We start from the raw sequence: 16373 nt of genomic DNA, 5'->3' as shown, positions 1-16373 counted from the left end.
CGGCTACGGCCAGCCACGCATGGCGTGGCTCTACCGGTGGGGCAACGCTCCGGATACGCCGGTGCCAGCCACGCAGGGCGTGGCTCTACCTGAGGCGACACTCCGTTTACGTCGGCGCCCGCTAGCCACGCAGGGCGTGGCTCTACCCACCGGTAGGGTCGGTTCCCAAACGACCACCGATAACCTCAACCATCCCGGTAACGCATGGCCGAAGAACGAAGAGGCGCTGTGAATCCCCAGTGATGCACGCAGCCATGGAATTCACTGCATGGGAACCGCTACGAAACGATCATCACCTGATCGCTTTCCCCCAATGCGGTAAAGGATCCAAATCCATGCCCCAGAAGCAACTCACCACGATCAATCCGCTAACCGAAGAAGTACTCGCTACCTACGCCTACATGTCCGACGATGAAGCGGCCAGCGTAGTAAAGGCCAGCCACGAAGCCTTCCTCCAATGGCGCCTCCGTAGCCTGGAAGACCGCGCCAACGTCATCGCAGACATCGCCGAAGCCCTCCGCGAACGAAAAGAAGAGTTCGCCCAACTCATGACCCGCGAGGTCGGCAAGCTCATTGAAGACAGCCGCACCGAGGTCGAGCTGTGCGCAGCCATCTGCGATTACACCGCCAAAGAGGGCCCCACGGTTCTTGCAGACGAAGAGCGCGACGTAAAGGGTGCAACGGGGATAGTGGCCCATTGCCCCATCGGCGTGGTCTACGGCATCCAGCCTTGGAACTTCCCGGCTTACCAGGCAATCCGCTATTCCATCGCCAGCCTTATCGCGGGCAACGGTGTACTTCTCAAGCATGCGGAGAGCTGCACCGGCAGCGGGCTGCTGCTGCGTGACATCTACGAAAGTGCCGGCCTGCCCAAGGGCCTGTTCGGGGTGTTGCTGATCAGCCATGACCAGTCCAACGACATCGTGAAGAATGACCTGGTCCGCGCCGTAACGCTGACCGGCAGCGAGGCTGCTGGCCGCACCGTAGCGACCAAGGCCGCCGAGTCACTGAAGAAAACCGTACTGGAACTGGGCTCCAACGACGCCTATCTGGTCCTGGACGACGCCGACCTCGATCTGGCCGTGGAGACCTGCGTCAAAGGACGCCTGTTCAACAACGGGCAGACCTGCGTCAATGCAAAGCGCTTCATCGTGACCGCAAAGAACTACGATGCCTTTGTGAACGCATACGCCAGGAAATTCGAGGCGGTGAAGATGGGCGACCCGAACGCCGCAGACACGCAGCTTGGCCCCATGGTCTCCAAAGCACAGCGCGACAAGCTGCATGAGCAGGTAACCGAAAGCGTCTCGCAGGGCGCCCGCCTCGTAGTAGGTGGCAAGGTTCCCGACCGCACTGGCTGGTTCTACCCGGCCACCGTACTGGCAGACGTAGCGCCCGGCCAAGTGGCATACCAGGACGAGCTGTTCGGTCCTGCAGCGGCCATCATCCGCGCCAAGGACGATGACGATGCACTTCGCATCGCCAACGACAGCCGCTACGGCCTCGGCGGCGGCATCTTCAGCCGCGACGTGAAACGCGCCCGCGAACTGGCCACCAAGTACTTCGATACCGGCATGGTCTTCATCAACACTTTCGACGTAGCGTCCCCAACGCTCCCGTTCGGCGGCGTCAAGGCCTCAGGCTACGGCCGGGAGCACGGCCCGGAAGGTCTGAAGGAATTCGTGAACGTAAAGTCCATCAAGATTCCATCCTGACCCCACACCGGTAGAGCCAGGCCATGCCTGGCTGAACAACGCCGACCGGGCCACAGACGGACGGCGAACAAAAAGGGGCGGGGGCAACAAACACCCCCGCCCGCGCCCAGACTACTTGGGCATCAAAACCGTATCGATAACGTGCACCACACCGTTGGACTGCCCGACATCCGCGGTAGTCACGGCCGCCTTGCCACCCTTGGCATCCACCACCCACACCTTGCCGTCAGCCAGCTTCACCGTAAGCTTCTCGCCTTCAACCGTAGTCAGCATGCTGGCCATGCCACCCTTCTTGGCAGCCGCAGTAAGCTCGGCAGCGGAATGCGTACCAGGAACCACGTGGTAGGTCAGGATCTTGGTCAGTTTCGCCTTGTTCTCAGGCTTCAGAAGCGTATCCACCGTTCCTTTCGGCAGCTTCGCAAACGCATCATTGGTGGGCGCGAACACGGTGAACGACCCCGTCCCGGACAGCGTTTCAGCCAGCCCAGCCGCCTTCACGGCAGCGACCAGCGTGGTGAGATTCTTCGCGGCCGAGGCGTTCTCAACAATGGTCTTGGTCGGGTACATGGCCGCCCCGCCAACCATCGGATTGTCGGCAGCCGAAACACTGACAGTTGCAAGACAAGCTGCTGCGATGCACGAAGCGATAGCCAGACGCTGAATTGACTTGTACATGTGTATGTCCTCAAAGTTCGAGCGCACAAGGGTGTGCCCTGATACGTACGGGCCAACCCGGCGCCCGGATGCAGTAGAGGTCGAAAATAAGGCACATTTTTCTGCCGTCATTCAGCGCCGCACTCACAGGGATTTAACCTGACACGGTCGCAGCGCGGAATTCCCCACAACCTGATCACCCCGACGCGCAAGGTAGGGTCGATTCCCAAACGACCGCCGATAGCCCAACCACCCCGGTAGCGCATGACCCCAGAACGAAGCAACGCCTGGGCGGGCCATTGCTCATACGGGCCCCATGCCAATAGCGATCGCATAACCTAGAATGCCCAAAAGGCCTTTCAGGGCCATGCCTGCCCACCTTCAGCGAGTTCCCAGATGCAGTGGATTGACCTGCGCAGCGATACCGTTACCCAGCCCACGCCGGCCATGCGCCAGGCCATGGCTACCGCCGAAGTAGGGGATGACGTCTATCAGGACGATCCTACCGTCATCCAGCTCGAGCGGCTCGCTGCCGAGATGCTGGGCAAGGACGATGCGCTGTTCGTTCCAACGGGCGTGTTTGGCAACCAGCTGGCAGTGTTCACCCACTGCCGACGCGGCGATGAGGTGATCGCGGGCGACGACTCACACCTGGTCTGGCACGAGAACGGCGCTGCGGCGGTGATCAGTGGCGTGCAGCTGCGCACGATTGCCAGCAAGCAGGGTTTGTTGGAGCCCGGCGAGATCGAGTCCCGCATCCGGGTAGGGGAAGACATCCACATCCCGCGCACCGGGCTGATCTGCCTGGAGAACGCCCACGGCAACGGTCGCGTGATTCCGCTGGCCACGATGGAGGCCACTGCCGCCATCGCCCGAACCCACGGCGTTCCCATTCACCTGGACGGCGCACGCGTGTTCAATGCCGCTACGTACCTCGGATGCGACGTAAAGGAGATCACACAGCACGTGGACACCGTGATGTGCTGCCTCTCCAAGGGCTTGGCCGCACCGGTCGGCTCCATCCTGGCAGGGCCAGCCGCCTTCATCAAACGCGCCCGCTACAACCGCAAGCTGCTGGGCGGTGGCTGGCGGCAGGCAGGCGTCATCGCTGCGCCGGGCATCCTTGCGCTCACCGAGATGACGCGGCGGCTGGATGTGGACCATGACAATGCCAGGTACTTGGCTGAGCGCCTGGCCGAAGTGCCGTGCATCAACGTCGACATGGACGACGTCCACATCAACATGGTGTGGTTCGCGCTGCCCGATGGGGTGGACATGCCTCGGTTGATGGACGCCCTGGAAGCTGAAGGCATCCGCGCCAACGGGGCGTACGGCGGCAAGATGCGACTGGTGACCCATTGGCAGATCGACCGCGAAGCCATCGATAGAGCCGTATCGGTAATACGGACGAACGTTGCACAGCTCTAGCTGGGCCAGTGAACGGCCGTGCTTGGCGGCAGGCGCAGGACAAGGGTAGTACGTGGAAACCGCCAATCGCTGGACAGAACCTCGCAGAATGCATTATGTAGAAGTTGTGCACCCACCAGGCGTGCGAGCACGGTGAAAATTCGTCCAACCCTTTCGTCGAGCCTCAAGGCAACCCATGAAGACACGCGTAGCCACAGCCGCCGACTGGAAGACCGTTCCGCTGCCAGACCGCTATGCGGTCCTGACGCCAGACTTCAGCCTTGATGCTGCCGAGTCGGCACTGATGCGGCAGGGGATGATCCCTCTGGAGATGGAAGACAAGTGGTTCCTGTACTGCGAGGGAGATACGCTCCATGTACATCGCAGCTGGAGCGGCATCTGCTTCGCTCAGGTCGATTTCGTCCCATGCGGCGAAGGGTTACGCGCTGTCAGCGCCAAATTCAATCGCGAACCAGAACAGTATGCTGGCATCGACGATCAGTCCGGCATCAAACTCATCGAGCAGATGGTACGCGGCTTGCTTGCTTGGCAGCGTCATGTGGAAGATTTCGTTTCTGTAATGGATTATCCAAGTCGCGCGCGAGAACAGGAGTAGTTGTTGCGTCTCTAGCTTGTCCCCAACTCGTCCCGAAGCCACTCGCAGAACGCCTCGACATCCGGACGCGGCTTAGCGCCTTCGCGCTGAATCAACCAGAACGAGTACGCGTTGCCCAGCTCCTCGCTAAGCGGCCTGACCAGCCGCCCTTGCCGAAGGTCCTCCTCCACAAGAGGAGCCAGGCCCAGCGCAACACCTTGGCCTGAAGCTGCGGCCTCCTGCGCAAGATACATGCTGGCGAACACAGGGCCAGCGACTGCATTTACCTTCGTAGCACCCGCTGCAGCCAACCAATCAGCCCACGCAGGAACCCCGGAACGGCCTGTTGCGCCCTCATCGTGCAGCAGCGTGTAGTGGCGCAGGTCGTCAGGATCCTGCAGCACTTTCGAGGTGTCGCGCAGCAGGGTAGGCGAACACACGGGGAACACCGGCGCCTGCATCAGCACTTCGGCTCGAACGCCGACGTAGTTGCCCGGCCCATAGCGAATGCCCACGTCGAAGCCCTCACGGAGAAAGTCGGCGCGCTCGTCGCTGGTATCAATCCGCACCCGGACATCGGGAAATGCCTGCTGGAAACGGTGCAGGCGAGGTACCAGCCACTTGGCCGCGAACGATTCCATCGTGGTCACCCGCAGCTCGGTGGGCGCGCGTGTCCTGGCGCGGTCCAATGCCCGGTCCAGCTGCCCCAGCAGCTCGCCCACGGTGGTTGCCAAGGCCTCACCCTCCGGGGTCAGCGCCACTGACCGGTGGTGGCGTTCAAACAGGCTCACCCCCAGGTACGCCTCCAGATGCTTGACCTGATGGCTAACCGCCGCCGGCGTGACGAACAGCTCGCTGGCGGCGGCGTTGAAGCTCAGGTGGCGTGCCGCCGCTTCGAACGTGCGCAGCGCATTGAGCGGGGCAGTGGGGCGGGCTTTCACGGGCGCCTTGGGGAGCGGGGTTCCCGGCATCGTATCGCGTTAGTTTTTCTAATGCCACGCACAAAACAACTCGTTTGCCGCTGCTCGTGGGGGTGGCGACGATGCCCCACCTCCATCGGGATACCGCCATGCGAATCCAGGAACTGGCTGCAGACGTTGTGATGTTCGTGGGCGAAGCAGTGGAATCGGTCGCCACTGCCTTCATCGATGGTGACCGGGTACTGCTGGTCGACGCACTGGGCAGCGAGGAGGATGCCGCCCAACTCAGGGAGGTGCTGTGCGGGCAGATGGGCAAAACGGTGCACCTGGTTGCCGCCACGCACTTCATGAGCGACCACATTGCCGGCATGTCGATGTTCCCCGAGGCGTTGACCCTGGCACACCGCCATCACCGGCAGGCGTTTCTCTCCCAGAACCGCCCCGTGGCCTCGCTCTACCGGGAGCCGGACATCCTGTTCGACAACCTGGCACTGCGCTGGGGACGGCACCAGCTCCGCTTCCTGTTCAACCCCGGCAAGACCATGGACCACGTCAGCGTGGATGTGCCCACCGCCGACCTCGTCTGCGTGGGGGACAACATCGTGGGCAACATCGTGTATCTCTCGCGGGCAGACCCGGCGCTGCAGCGGGCGGCCATCGGCCGCATCCAACAGTTCGGGCGGGGCAGGGTGGTCGGCGGCCACATGGGCGTCTTTGACGCCGTAGTGCTGGATAACGCACTTCACTATCTACGCCGCATCCAGGACATCGTGGTGGGCATCCGCTTGCATACAGCCTCCATGCAATGGGCCGAGCAGATTGCAGCCATCCCGCTGGAAGACTGCCTGGCCGCCGGGGTAGTGCCAACCGCCTTCGAGCGCGAATGGCATGGGCACAACCTGGAAGTAATCGTTACGCAATCCATCTTCGCCCTCGATGCAGCGCTGGCTGCCAGGGGGCGCGCCGCATGAGTCACCTCCATCACCGCAGGCGCTTCCTGGCCGGCTGCGCTGGCGCGGCGGCAGCGGCATTGATTCCGGTCGGTGCAATGGCCGCTACAGCACCCGCGCGCACCCTGCGTGCCCAGCGACTGGCATGGGCCGGGGTTCGACTGCAGTTGCCCGACAGCACACTGTTCATCGACCCCCTGACCAACCCTGAGGCGTGGGGCAGGGCGCTACCCGATCGGCTGGTACCGGTTGATGATGCGGTGGGGGAGAGCCACGTGTTGGTCACCCACACCCATTCCGACCACTTCGACGCCACCGCAGTAGCGGCAGCCCTGAAGAACGGGGGCGTACTGGCGTACCCCGCAGGCCTGCAGCCTTCGCCGTGGCCACCAAACGCCCGCCCGCGCCCCAGCCCACTATGGGAGCCGCAACTCCTCGGGGATTTCACCGCAACGCCTGTTCCAGCCTCGGACGGGTACGGCGACACCCAGGTCTCGTGGGTGGTCACCGCCGGTGGGCGGCGGATCTTCCATGGAGGAGACACCCAGTGGCACGGTCACTGGTGGCGGATCGGTCGCCAGTACGGGCCTTTCGATGTCGCGTTCCTGCCCATCAATGGCGCACGCTTCGGCTGGCGTGAGCCGGTAAGCGGCCAGCCAGGCGCGCTGACCCCCGAGCAGGCTGTGGCCGCTGCGGTTATCCTCGGCGCACGGATGCTGGTGCCGATCCACTATGGCGTGAGCGGTATGGACAAGTATGTCGAAGTGGACGACCCGCTTGGCAGGGTCCGCCAAGCCGCACGCGAGCGGGATGTCGCTTTGCAAATTCTGGAACCGGGCACGTGGCTGCAGTGGCCGGAAGGGAACCTATGAAGTCTCTGACAGGAGGTTCAAGTGGAAACTGAAATCCGGCAGCACGAAGAGGTACTGCGCCTGGCAATGCTCGCCAGTGACGTGGAAGCACTGGATGAACTGATCTCGGACGACCTGATCTTCGTGGGCCCATCTGGTGAAGTGTTCAATAAGCAGGACGATCTGGCGATGCACCGTTCCGGGAGGCAGAAGCTCACCCTGGCCGAGTGGGAATCAGTCGAGGTCACCGTTCAAGGCAATGCAGCTGTTACATCAGTTGCAGCCCAGTTGACGGGGAGCATCGACGGAGGGGCGTTCGCCGGCCGATTCAGGTACTGCCGGTTCTGGACCAGGACCAGCACAGGCTGGCAGGTGCTTGGAGGCTCTGTTACCGCCATGGCGGAAGCTCCGGCGCAAGGCGATTGAGCATGGACTGGATGTAAGCGCGCACCTGTTCCCGCTCCGAGCGCTCGCACTGATCCAGTATCTCTCCCGCCAGCACTTCAAACTGCGGCCAGAACTGCGCCGGGTGGCGCACGCGCGCCACCCAATGCACCAGTTTCTCTTCCAGCGCATCAAGCTGCACCTGAATTTCAGGGCGCACGTTCATCCAGGGCCCTGCCCCAGATCCAGCTCTACACGATAGTGATGACCGTCGTCGCGAAGCCGCACGGCAAGGTCCGGCTGCAACACCCCATCCACGTGCAGCGTGGGTTGCCCCTCCGCAGTGCGCGTCACGACGAACTCATAGAGGCTGCGGCCGAAGCGGTAGCTCAACTCAAATGACGGCCAATCGTCAGGCAGGCATGGCGCAAGCGACAGTCGATCGCCTTCTCGACGTATGCCCAGCAGGGACTCGACCAGCAGGCGATACATCCAGCCAGCCGAACCGGTGTACCAGGTCCAGCCACCGCGCCCGACGTGCGGATCCACGGCGTAGACGTCCGCCGCCAGTACATACGGTTCGACACGGTAGGTCTGGACCGCGTCCGGGTCCAGCGCGTGGTTGAGGGGGTTGATCATGCTGGCCAGCTCCCAGGCACGCGCGGCATCTCCCTGCTGTGCGAATGCCATTGCCGCCCACACCGCTGCGTGGGTGTACTGGCCGCCATTCTCGCGCACGCCCGGCACATAACCACGTATGTAGCCAGGGTCCTCGGTCGTCTTGTCGAATGGCGGGTCCAGCAGCTGGATCAGCTTGGCGTCCTTTCTCACCAGGTGCGTGTACAGCGAATCCAATGCCTGCCCGGCACGCTCAGGCGCCGCAACCCCTGAAAGCACGGACCAGCTCTGGGAGATCGAATCGATCCGGCATTCCTCGTTCTGTGACGAGCCCAGCGTGGCGCCGTTGTCGAACCAGGCGCGGCGATACCACGCCCCGTCCCAGGCATGCGCTTCCAGGTTCTGACGCAGGCTTTCGGCCTGTTCCAGGCACCACTGCGCCCGGGGTTCGTCGCCCCGTGCGTTGGCGAGCACGATGAAGCGGCGGAGTGTGTCATGCAGGAAGAAGCCGAGCCACACGCTTTCACCGCGCTGCTGGTCGCCGACACGGTTCATGCCGTCGTTCCAGTCGCCACTCCCCATCAACGGAAGGCCGCGCTCACCGAGCAGCCTGCAACCGCGCTCCAGCGCAACAACGCAGTGCGCATACAGCGTGCCGCGAAGGCCCGAAGGCGTGGGCATGTCGTAATACCCTTCCTCCTCCGCTGTCACCGCGCGCCCTTCGATGAAGCCAACCACCTCGTCCAGCACGCTGGCGTCGCCAGTGACCTCCAGATACCGGCAGGCACCCTGCGGCAACCAGAGATAGTCGTCCGAGCAGCGCGTGCGCACGCCGCGACCCTGCGGCGGATGCCACCAGTGCATCACATCGCCTTCGGTGAACTGGTGTGCCGCGCACAGCAGCAAATGCTCGCGGGTCAGGTCCGGTCGAGCGTGCACCAGGGCAAGGGCATCCTGCAGCTGGTCGCGGAAGCCAAACGCGCCGCCCGACTGATAGTAGCCACTGCGCGCCAGATAGCGGCAACCCAGGGTCTGGTACACCAGCCAGCCATTGGCCAGTGCGTCCAAGGCCGGATCCGGGGTGCGTACCTGCACAGTGGCCAGCACATTGCGCCAGTGGATGCGCACTGCGTCCAGCGCATCGATGGCCTCCTGGGCACCCTGGCGGCTTCGTGCCAGCGCAAGCGTTTCCGCACGGTCGCGCCCCGCGCCAAGGCGGAAGGTTGTTTCACGGCGGTCGCCCGGCGCAAGCTCCATCGGCACCTGGATCGCCGCACAGGGATCCAGGCCCGCGCCCAAGCGTCCATCCAGGCGTTCGCGCCGCAGCGCCGCCGGGGCGTGCAGGCCGCCGTTACGACCGACGAACTCCAGGCGGTCGCAGGTCCAGGTGCAGCCATCAGCGTCGGTGTCGAAGAAGGCCATGCGGCCGCCGAAGTCGGTGTTGTAGGCGTTGCGCGCCAGCAGCGCCCCGGTCTGCGGGTCGTGCTCGGTGACCACGTGCATCCGCGACTTCGCGCGCAGGTCGCCCATGACCCATTCAACGTAGCCAATGGCAGACAGCCGCCGCGACCTGCCCGAAAGATTGTGCAAGCGCAGGACCGAGAACTTAAGTGGCGCCGTGACGTCGACGTATACCCACAACTCGCTGAGGATGCCGTCTTCAACATGCTCGTACACCGTATAGCCGAAGCCATGGCGCGTGCGGTACGCCCCGGTGCCCCGGCACGGTAGCGGCATCGGCGACCAGACTCGGCCGGAGTCCTCGTCGCGCACGTAGAACGCCTCGCCTCCGGTATCGGATACCGGGTCATTCAGCCAGGGCGTCAATCGGAACTCGTGTGCGTTCTCGAACCACGTGTAGCCCGGCGCACTTTCGCTGACGACCGTGCCCAGGCGCGCGTTCGCGATCACGTTGGCCCAGGGCGCCGGCGTCGGGGCACCTTCGCGCACCACCACCGCATACTCGCGACCGTCTTCGCTGAAACAGCCCGTGCCGTTGTCGAACTGGCCGGCACCGCGGTACGGCAGGAAAGGCCATGGATCGTCCATGTCCTCGTCGTGCTCGGCGGTCGGGGGGAGTCCGGGTTCGAATCCCGCCTCGGCAATGAGGGGCACGCTGGGAGTCTCTTCCACCGGCATTTCCAGGTCCTGCAGCACTGCCTGCGGCACAAAGGGCGGGATCCGTCGCACCGGCAGGGCCTGCCGCCCAACCTGCGCAACCAGCGTGCCGTCCTCGTCGCTGATCACCGCGCGTGCCACCGCCTGCAGCAGGATCCGGTCTTCATGGGTCATGTTCTGCACTGGCCGCACGAAAATGCCGCCGGGGCGGTCGAGCAGGCCCGTCTCCGAACTGGCCGCCACCATGCCCAGGATCTGGTCCTGCAGCTCCTGCCGATAGCCGGACTTGCTGTCGTTCCAGATGACCAGGTCGGTGTTGAGTCCCTTCTGCCGCCAATACGCATGCGCCTGCACCAGCTGCCGCACCAGCTCCACATTCTCGGCGTCGGTGACCTTGAGCAGGACGATGGGCAGGTCGCCCGAGATGGCGTGGCCCCACAGCCCGGACTGCCCGCGCTGGTTCTGCTGCAGAACGGCAGCGCCGGCCCGCAGGAAGGGATTGGCATACAGCACGTGGCTGGCCAGACGCTCATACAGCGCCGCCTCGGCCGGGGTTGCATTGATCTGCCGGCGCACCACCTGGCTGTGCGTCCAGGCCAGGTCGAAGACCCGGTCGGCAAGACGCCGATCACGATACTTATCAATCAGTGCCTCGCAACCCGCCCGGTCGGCGCCGATGCCAAACACCATGTCCAGCTGCACGGTCTGCTCGGGCTCGAGCTCCACCCGGACACGGATGGCCACGATCGGGTCGAGCACCGAGCCGTCAGTGCCGGAGAGCTCGGCATCGGTGGTCAACGCCTGCGGCGTGCGCGGCGTGTTGCCACGCCCCAGGAAGCGCGCACGATCGGTTTCGTAGGAGATTGCCACTACCGCCGCGTCATGCACCGCAACCAGATGGAACATCCACGGCGGCACTTCGTCATGCGAACGCGGGCGGCGGGTGCACAGCACGGCCTGCTTGGCAGCCACGATCTCGCTCTGCACGAACAGGTTGCTGAAGGCGGGATGTGCATCGTCGGCCGCTGCAGGTGCCAGCACCACCTCGGCATAGGTGGTGAACTCCACGATGCGCGGGCGACGGCTGCGGTTGGTCAGGCGCAGGCGCCTGAGCTCGATGTCGTCCTCGGCGGAAATCGCCACCTGCATGTGGCTCTCGCAGCGGCGGTGCACACCACGGAACTCGGCCTTGGCGTCGGAGAAGATCGCCTCGTAATTGTCCACCGGAACGCAGGTAGGCTGGTAGGCGGCAGACCAGAACTCACCGCTGTCCACGTCGCGCAGATAGCAGAACGAACCCCATGCGTCGGTGGTGCCATCCTCGCGCCAGCGGGTGAGCGACAGGTCGCCATGGCGGCTGTAGCCGCCGCCGGCATGGGTCAGCATGCCGTGGTAGCGACCGTTGGACAGCAGCTGCACTTCCGGGCGCGGGCCCGCCGGGTCCCGCAGGACGCGCAGCGACGTCTCGTCCTCGGCCACCGCGGCGTCCTCGCCCAGCGCTTCGACCTCGTGGGGATGAAACACGCCGATGCGCGGGATGCGCTCCTGCAGCAACAGCAGGGTGGCCTGGAACTCCACATCGGCCACGAAGCGGCGCTGCATTGGCTGCTCGCGCAGCAGGTAATCCAGCGCCAGCAGCCCCATGCCCTGGTGATGCGCCATGAACGAACGCAGCAGCACGTGATCCTGCCCCGGCGGGAGGCGGGCAGGGGTGTAGTCGATCGCCTCGTACATACCGAAGCGCCCGGAGAACCCCAGTCCTTCGAGCGTCTGCAGGTTCTGACAGGCCGCTTCCGGCGCCACCATCAGCGCCATCATGCTGGCGTAGGGCGCAATGACCCGATCCTGGCCCAGGCCGCGCTTGAGACCCAGCCCCGGCACGCCGAACGCGCGGTACTGGTAGTTCATGCGCGCATCCACGGCGTTATAGCCGGACTCGGACACACCCCACGGCAGGTTCAGCGTACGCCCGTAGACGATCTGTGCCTCAACCGCGTGCCGCGCGGTCTGGTCGAGCAGCGCGTCCGGATAGCTGGGCATCACCAGCTGTGGCATGAGGTACTCGAACATCGAGCCACTCCATGACAGCAGCGTCGGCGTGCCGTTGACCTCGGTAAGCATGCGGCCGAGCGCAAACCAGCTTTCCTGCGACAACTGGCCCTGGGCAATTGCGACGAAAGTGCACAGCCGCGCTTCGGAAGCGAGCAGGTCGTAGAAACTGTTGTCGAGGCGGTGGTCGTCTACGTTGTAGCCAATCGAGAGCAGGTTTCGGGTGCGGTAGAACAGGAACCCGTATTCCATCAGCGAGAACTGTCCGGCGCGATGCGCCAGGGCCTGCAGTTGCACGATGCGCGCACGCGCGTCCGCACCGGCCGAACCGGGCAGGGCGGCGAGCTGGCGCAGGCTCGGCACCGATGCCTCGCCGGCCGCACTGGCGTCGGCAGGGATGTCGTTGAGCAACGCCAGGGCGGCATGGCATTCGGCAGCGAACAGCGCCGGCCAGTGCAGATCGCCTTCTTCGGGTGCTTCCGGTGCCGGCCACTGCGCCAGCACGGCGTCGGCCAGGCCCGCCAGCTCCTGCAACCGGGCCAGCGACTGTACCGTCCCGCGGGGCAGGTCGGCGCGCGTTGCCACCAGTCGCTGCCGAAGGTGGCTGAGCGTCTCGCCCAACGGCGCGTCGTCAGGACGATGGCGCTGCCGTTCCTCGTCCAGTACGCCAAGCGTATCGGCCAGGCCGTCGAACGTGTGCGGCGCCAACACCGGCGCGTCCACCAGCGCGAGCATACCCTGGCGCAGCGTAAGCAGGTGGCCGGCAAGGTTGCCGCTGTCCACGGTGGAGACGTAGCGCGGCGGCAGCGGCGCCAGCGTTTCGGTGTCGTACCAGTTGAGGAAGTGGCCGCGATGCCGCGGCAGCTTGTCCAGCGTATCGAAGGTGCGCTCCGTACGCTCGATGACTTCACCGAGCTGCAGATAGCCGAAATCCCACGCAGACAGATTGGCCAGCAGGGACAGGCCGATGTTGGTCGGCGAGGTGCGCCGCGCCACCACCAGCGCCGGATGCTCCTGGATGTTGTCCGGCGGCAGCCAGTGATCCTGCTCGCGCGCCCAGGCCTGGAAGAACGACCAGGTGCGCCGCGACAGCCGGCCCAGGAACGCCCGTTGTGTGACGGACAGTTCCGCCGCGCTCGCGGCCGGCGGGCGGCCCAGCCAGCCCATCAACGCAGGCGCGAAGGTCCACGCCAACAGCAGGGGCAGGGCAACCGGCAGTGCCTGCGGTCGCAGCATCGCCACCACAGCCACCAGCGCCAGCGCCAGCAGTGAAGCCGGCGCCATCACCCGCCATTCCGCGCCGCGGTCGCCGCCGAGGCGGCGCTCGACCTCGCTGGAAGGGTTCCATTGCAACAGGTGGCGGCGGGTGATCGCCATGCGCCAGAGCGTGCGCAGCACCGCGCCGCTGGCCAGCAACGCCTCGAAGGGCAGGCATGCCAGCTGGGTGGCCGCGCGCAGCAGCGACTGCAGCGCACCGCGCCCGACCATGATGTAGTGCGCTTCCAGCGGCGTGTCCTGCGGCACGCTCAGTGCATCGCGCAGCATCCCTACCAGCGGTGGCGCGAACCACAGCGCCAACACCCAGGCGGTCCATGCCGCCGGGTTTTCCCCATACAGCCAGCCTGTCACCAACAAGGCCAGGGCAGCCACCGGCACCAGGCTCCGGCGCAGGTTGTCCAGCAACTTGCCACGCGCCAGCAGGTTGAGCCGGTTGCGCTCCCATCCTGAGCCGGAGCGGGGGGTCCACGGCAACAGCCAGGGCAACAGCTGCCAATCGCCGCGGATCCAGCGCGCACGCCGCTTGGCGTCGGCGGCAAAGCGTTCGGGATAGTCCTCGTACAGGCGCACGTCGCTGAGCAGGCCCGCACGTGCATAGCAGCCTTCCAGCAGGTCGTGGCTGAGGATGCGGTTCTCAGGCAGGCGGCCCTCGAGCGCATGCTCGAAGGCTTCGACGTCATAGATGCCCTTGCCTACGAACGAGCCTTCGTCGAACAGGTCCTGGTAGACGTCAGAAACCATGCGCGTGTACGGATCGATGCCGGGCTCGCTGCCGAACATCCGGGCAAATCGCGAGGTGCGGCGCCGGCCCAGGCTGGTGCCCACGCTCGGCTGCAGGATGCCGTAGCCTTCAACTACGCGCTGCAGGTCTGGATCGAAGCGCGGGCGATTGAGCGGGTGCGCCAGGGTGGCGACAAACGCGCGTGCCGCATCCCGCGGAAGTTGGGTGTCCGCGTCCAGGGTGATGACGAAGCGGTTGCCGATCACGGCCTCCGTGTCACCCACAATGCGCATGAATGCGGCCGCATCGCCTTGGCGGAGCAGGGCATTGAGCGCTGCCAGCTTGCCGCGCTTGCGTTCGTACCCCATCCATACCCCTTCGCTGGGGTTCCATTGCCTGGGGCGGTGCAGCAGGTAGAAGCGATCGCCACGCTCGGGCGCGTAACGACTATTCAGCTCCTCGATCCGCTTCACGGCGTGCGTAAGGAGGGTGTCGTCTGTCGGTGTCTCGGCCGCCGCGGCATCGAGAAAGTCCGTCAGCAGCACGAAGCGCAGTTGAGGGTCGCGGTTGGCCAGGAAGCGGACCTCCAGCGCTTCGACCAGCACGTCGATGCCGTCGATGCTGGACAACATCGACGGGACCGCAACCACCGTTGCGCAAGCGGCGGGGATACCCTCGCTGAAATCGAGCCGGGGAAGCGGCCTGGGTGCCACCAGCACCGTCGCGGCCCAGTTCACCAGAACGATGCCCAGCTCACTGAACACCAGCAGTCCCAGCAACGCGGCCAGCCAGATGGGCGCCGCGCCACTACCGGTTGCCAGCAGGCCGCCGGTGGCCAGTACCGCCAGCAGGGCGATGGGAAGCAGGTACAGCGCAAGCGGCACGCGACGCGGAAGCCCATGTGCCTTGCGGTGGCGCGGTGCCGCTTCGGCCACCGCGTCAACCGTGGACTGCATGCCTTCGCCGACGAGCCAGTAGCCCACGTGCGCGCGTGGCCCTTCCAGCGGCGCGGCAGCCCGCGCCAGGTCCAGCGCGATGGTCGCCACGCGCTCCTCCGCTACGCGGCTACCGCGCGCGATCTTTTCGACCACGTGGCGATAGGCGTCGCGGGTACCAAAATCCATCAGCGGATAGACGGCCATCGGGTCTTCCCGCAGCCGCTGCTCCACCACACTCATGTCTTCGACAAACGTGCGCCAGTCCATGGTGGAGAGGAAGCGCAGGCTGCCGATGCTGTTGCCGATGGAGACCTGGTCGGCCGCCTGCTGCTGCCCCTCCGTGGCGACCAGCTCTTCTACGCGCTGCCCGGACGCGGCTGCCCACTGTTCCAGCCAGGCCAGGGGCATGGCCCACGCGCCACCGCGGCCCTGCAACGAGCGGGTCAGCTCGGCGATGAACGCGCCGGTCAATGGCGGCTCGGACCGCGCCATGTCGGCCACCCACCAGCACCACATCGGTGGGGGTGTCGGACGCGGCGCGGTTGAGGTTGTCCGCCCATTGCGAGGCCAGGCGACGGTCAGTCCCGTCGCGCATCACCCGCGCCGCCATTCGCCGCAGGTTCTCCAGCAGCGCCAGACGCAGCATGATGGGGACCGCCCACAGCTCGCCGAGGCTCAGCGGCGCAAGCGACTGGTACGAGGCGATGAAACGGCCCAGCGTATCGGCATCAATGCGGCCGTCGCCATGTGCGATGGCCTGCATTGAAAGCTCATACACCCGCGGCAAGCCGGCAGAGGGGCCGGCGGCAAGCGACGGCAACTGCCGGCTGTAGCCGCGGGGCAGGTGGCGCCGCGCGGTCTGGATCTGCTCTTCAATCAGGTAGTAATTGTCGAGAAGCCATTCGCCCGCCGGGGTCACGGGCAGCTGCTCGCGCACCACGCTGCTCAGCAGCGTATTGGCGTCTTCCAGGACACGCTGGTTGGCCTGCAGGCGCTCGAGCAGGCGCTCCGGGCTGGGGCGCATCCGCACCCGGTGCTGGCGTGCAAGGGCGCGGCCATACACCTCCATCTGTTCAACGCTGTATAGCGTGGCCCGCAGCGGCCCCTCGGCGGCTTCGATGGCAGGGACCGAGGCCTGGCGCTCACGCCACCGCCAACGGACAAGACGACGCAAG

11 protein-coding genes are annotated in these 16373 nt (G+C 65.3%); 7 read left to right on the top strand and 4 right to left on the bottom strand.

The window, feature by feature from the left end; all coding sequences use genetic code 11:
- The first annotated feature begins 335 nt into the window (after positions 1-335).
- The gene (locus tag HGB51_RS01605) at positions 336-1715 is read left to right on the top strand and encodes an NAD-dependent succinate-semialdehyde dehydrogenase (RefSeq protein ID WP_070206180.1); all 1380 of its coding nucleotides are present in this window, start codon (positions 336-338) and stop codon (positions 1713-1715) included.
- A 111-nt stretch (positions 1716-1826) separates the two neighbouring features.
- On the opposite strand, the gene HGB51_RS01600 is transcribed toward HGB51_RS01605, so the two are convergent.
- Entirely contained in the window at positions 1827-2390 is a 564-nt protein-coding gene (locus HGB51_RS01600) for a fasciclin domain-containing protein (RefSeq protein WP_070206255.1), read from the bottom strand.
- 375 nt (positions 2391-2765) lie between these two features.
- On the opposite strand from HGB51_RS01600, the gene HGB51_RS01595 reads away from it, so the two are divergent.
- Together HGB51_RS01595 and HGB51_RS01590 are read left to right on the top strand one after the other, a co-directional pair.
- A complete protein-coding gene (locus HGB51_RS01595) occupies positions 2766-3797 on the top strand; it encodes a threonine aldolase family protein (protein WP_070206179.1) in 1032 nt (343 codons plus the stop codon).
- 175 nt (positions 3798-3972) lie between these two features.
- Entirely contained in the window at positions 3973-4392 is a 420-nt protein-coding gene (locus HGB51_RS01590) for a hypothetical protein (protein ID WP_070206178.1), read from the top strand.
- Between the two features lie 11 nt (positions 4393-4403).
- On the opposite strand, the gene gcvA is transcribed toward HGB51_RS01590, so the two are convergent.
- On the bottom strand, positions 4404-5312 hold the full coding sequence (gcvA, locus tag HGB51_RS01585) for a transcriptional regulator GcvA (protein ID WP_216666704.1): 909 nt from the start codon (positions 5310-5312) through the stop codon (positions 4404-4406).
- A gap of 74 nt (positions 5313-5386) precedes the next feature.
- Between gcvA and HGB51_RS01580 the strand changes: the two genes are divergently transcribed.
- Genes HGB51_RS01580 through HGB51_RS01570 form a run of 3 tightly spaced genes read left to right on the top strand, consistent with a single transcriptional unit; the run spans position 5387 to position 7518 of the window.
- The gene (locus tag HGB51_RS01580) at positions 5387-6262 is read left to right on the top strand and encodes an MBL fold metallo-hydrolase (RefSeq protein ID WP_070206176.1); all 876 of its coding nucleotides are present in this window, start codon (positions 5387-5389) and stop codon (positions 6260-6262) included.
- Complete coding sequence (locus tag HGB51_RS01575) at positions 6259-7113, top strand: MBL fold metallo-hydrolase (RefSeq protein WP_084738762.1); 855 nt, start codon at positions 6259-6261, stop codon at positions 7111-7113. The genes HGB51_RS01580 and HGB51_RS01575 overlap by 4 nt, the downstream gene beginning before the upstream one ends.
- A gap of 21 nt (positions 7114-7134) precedes the next feature.
- Positions 7135-7518, top strand: a complete 384-nt coding sequence (locus HGB51_RS01570) for a nuclear transport factor 2 family protein (protein ID WP_084738761.1) — start codon at positions 7135-7137, stop codon at positions 7516-7518.
- Here the strand turns inward: HGB51_RS01570 and HGB51_RS01565 are convergent.
- Both HGB51_RS01565 and HGB51_RS01560 read right to left on the bottom strand, forming a co-directional pair.
- The gene (locus HGB51_RS01565) at positions 7481-7702 is read right to left on the bottom strand and encodes a hypothetical protein (RefSeq protein WP_070206174.1); all 222 of its coding nucleotides are present in this window, start codon (positions 7700-7702) and stop codon (positions 7481-7483) included. The two genes, HGB51_RS01570 and HGB51_RS01565, sit on opposite strands and share 38 nt — an antisense overlap.
- On the bottom strand, positions 7699-15690 hold the full coding sequence (locus tag HGB51_RS01560; protein WP_425505354.1) for a GH36-type glycosyl hydrolase domain-containing protein: 7992 nt from the start codon (positions 15688-15690) through the stop codon (positions 7699-7701). Before HGB51_RS01560 ends, HGB51_RS01565 begins: the two co-directional genes overlap by 4 nt.
- Between HGB51_RS01560 and HGB51_RS20485 the strand changes: the two genes are divergently transcribed.
- Positions 15689-15964: a hypothetical protein gene (locus tag HGB51_RS20485; RefSeq protein ID WP_425505353.1), complete on the top strand. Its 276-nt coding sequence runs from the start codon at positions 15689-15691 to the stop codon at positions 15962-15964. The two genes, HGB51_RS01560 and HGB51_RS20485, sit on opposite strands and share 2 nt — an antisense overlap.
- Positions 15965-16373: the final 409 nt, after the last annotated feature.

The sequence above is a fragment of the Stenotrophomonas bentonitica genome (assembly GCF_013185915.1).
Lineage (GTDB): Bacteria > Pseudomonadota > Gammaproteobacteria > Xanthomonadales > Xanthomonadaceae > Stenotrophomonas > Stenotrophomonas bentonitica.
The sequence above is the reverse complement of the archived record's forward strand: the minus strand, read 5'-3'. Positions and strand labels throughout refer to the sequence as shown.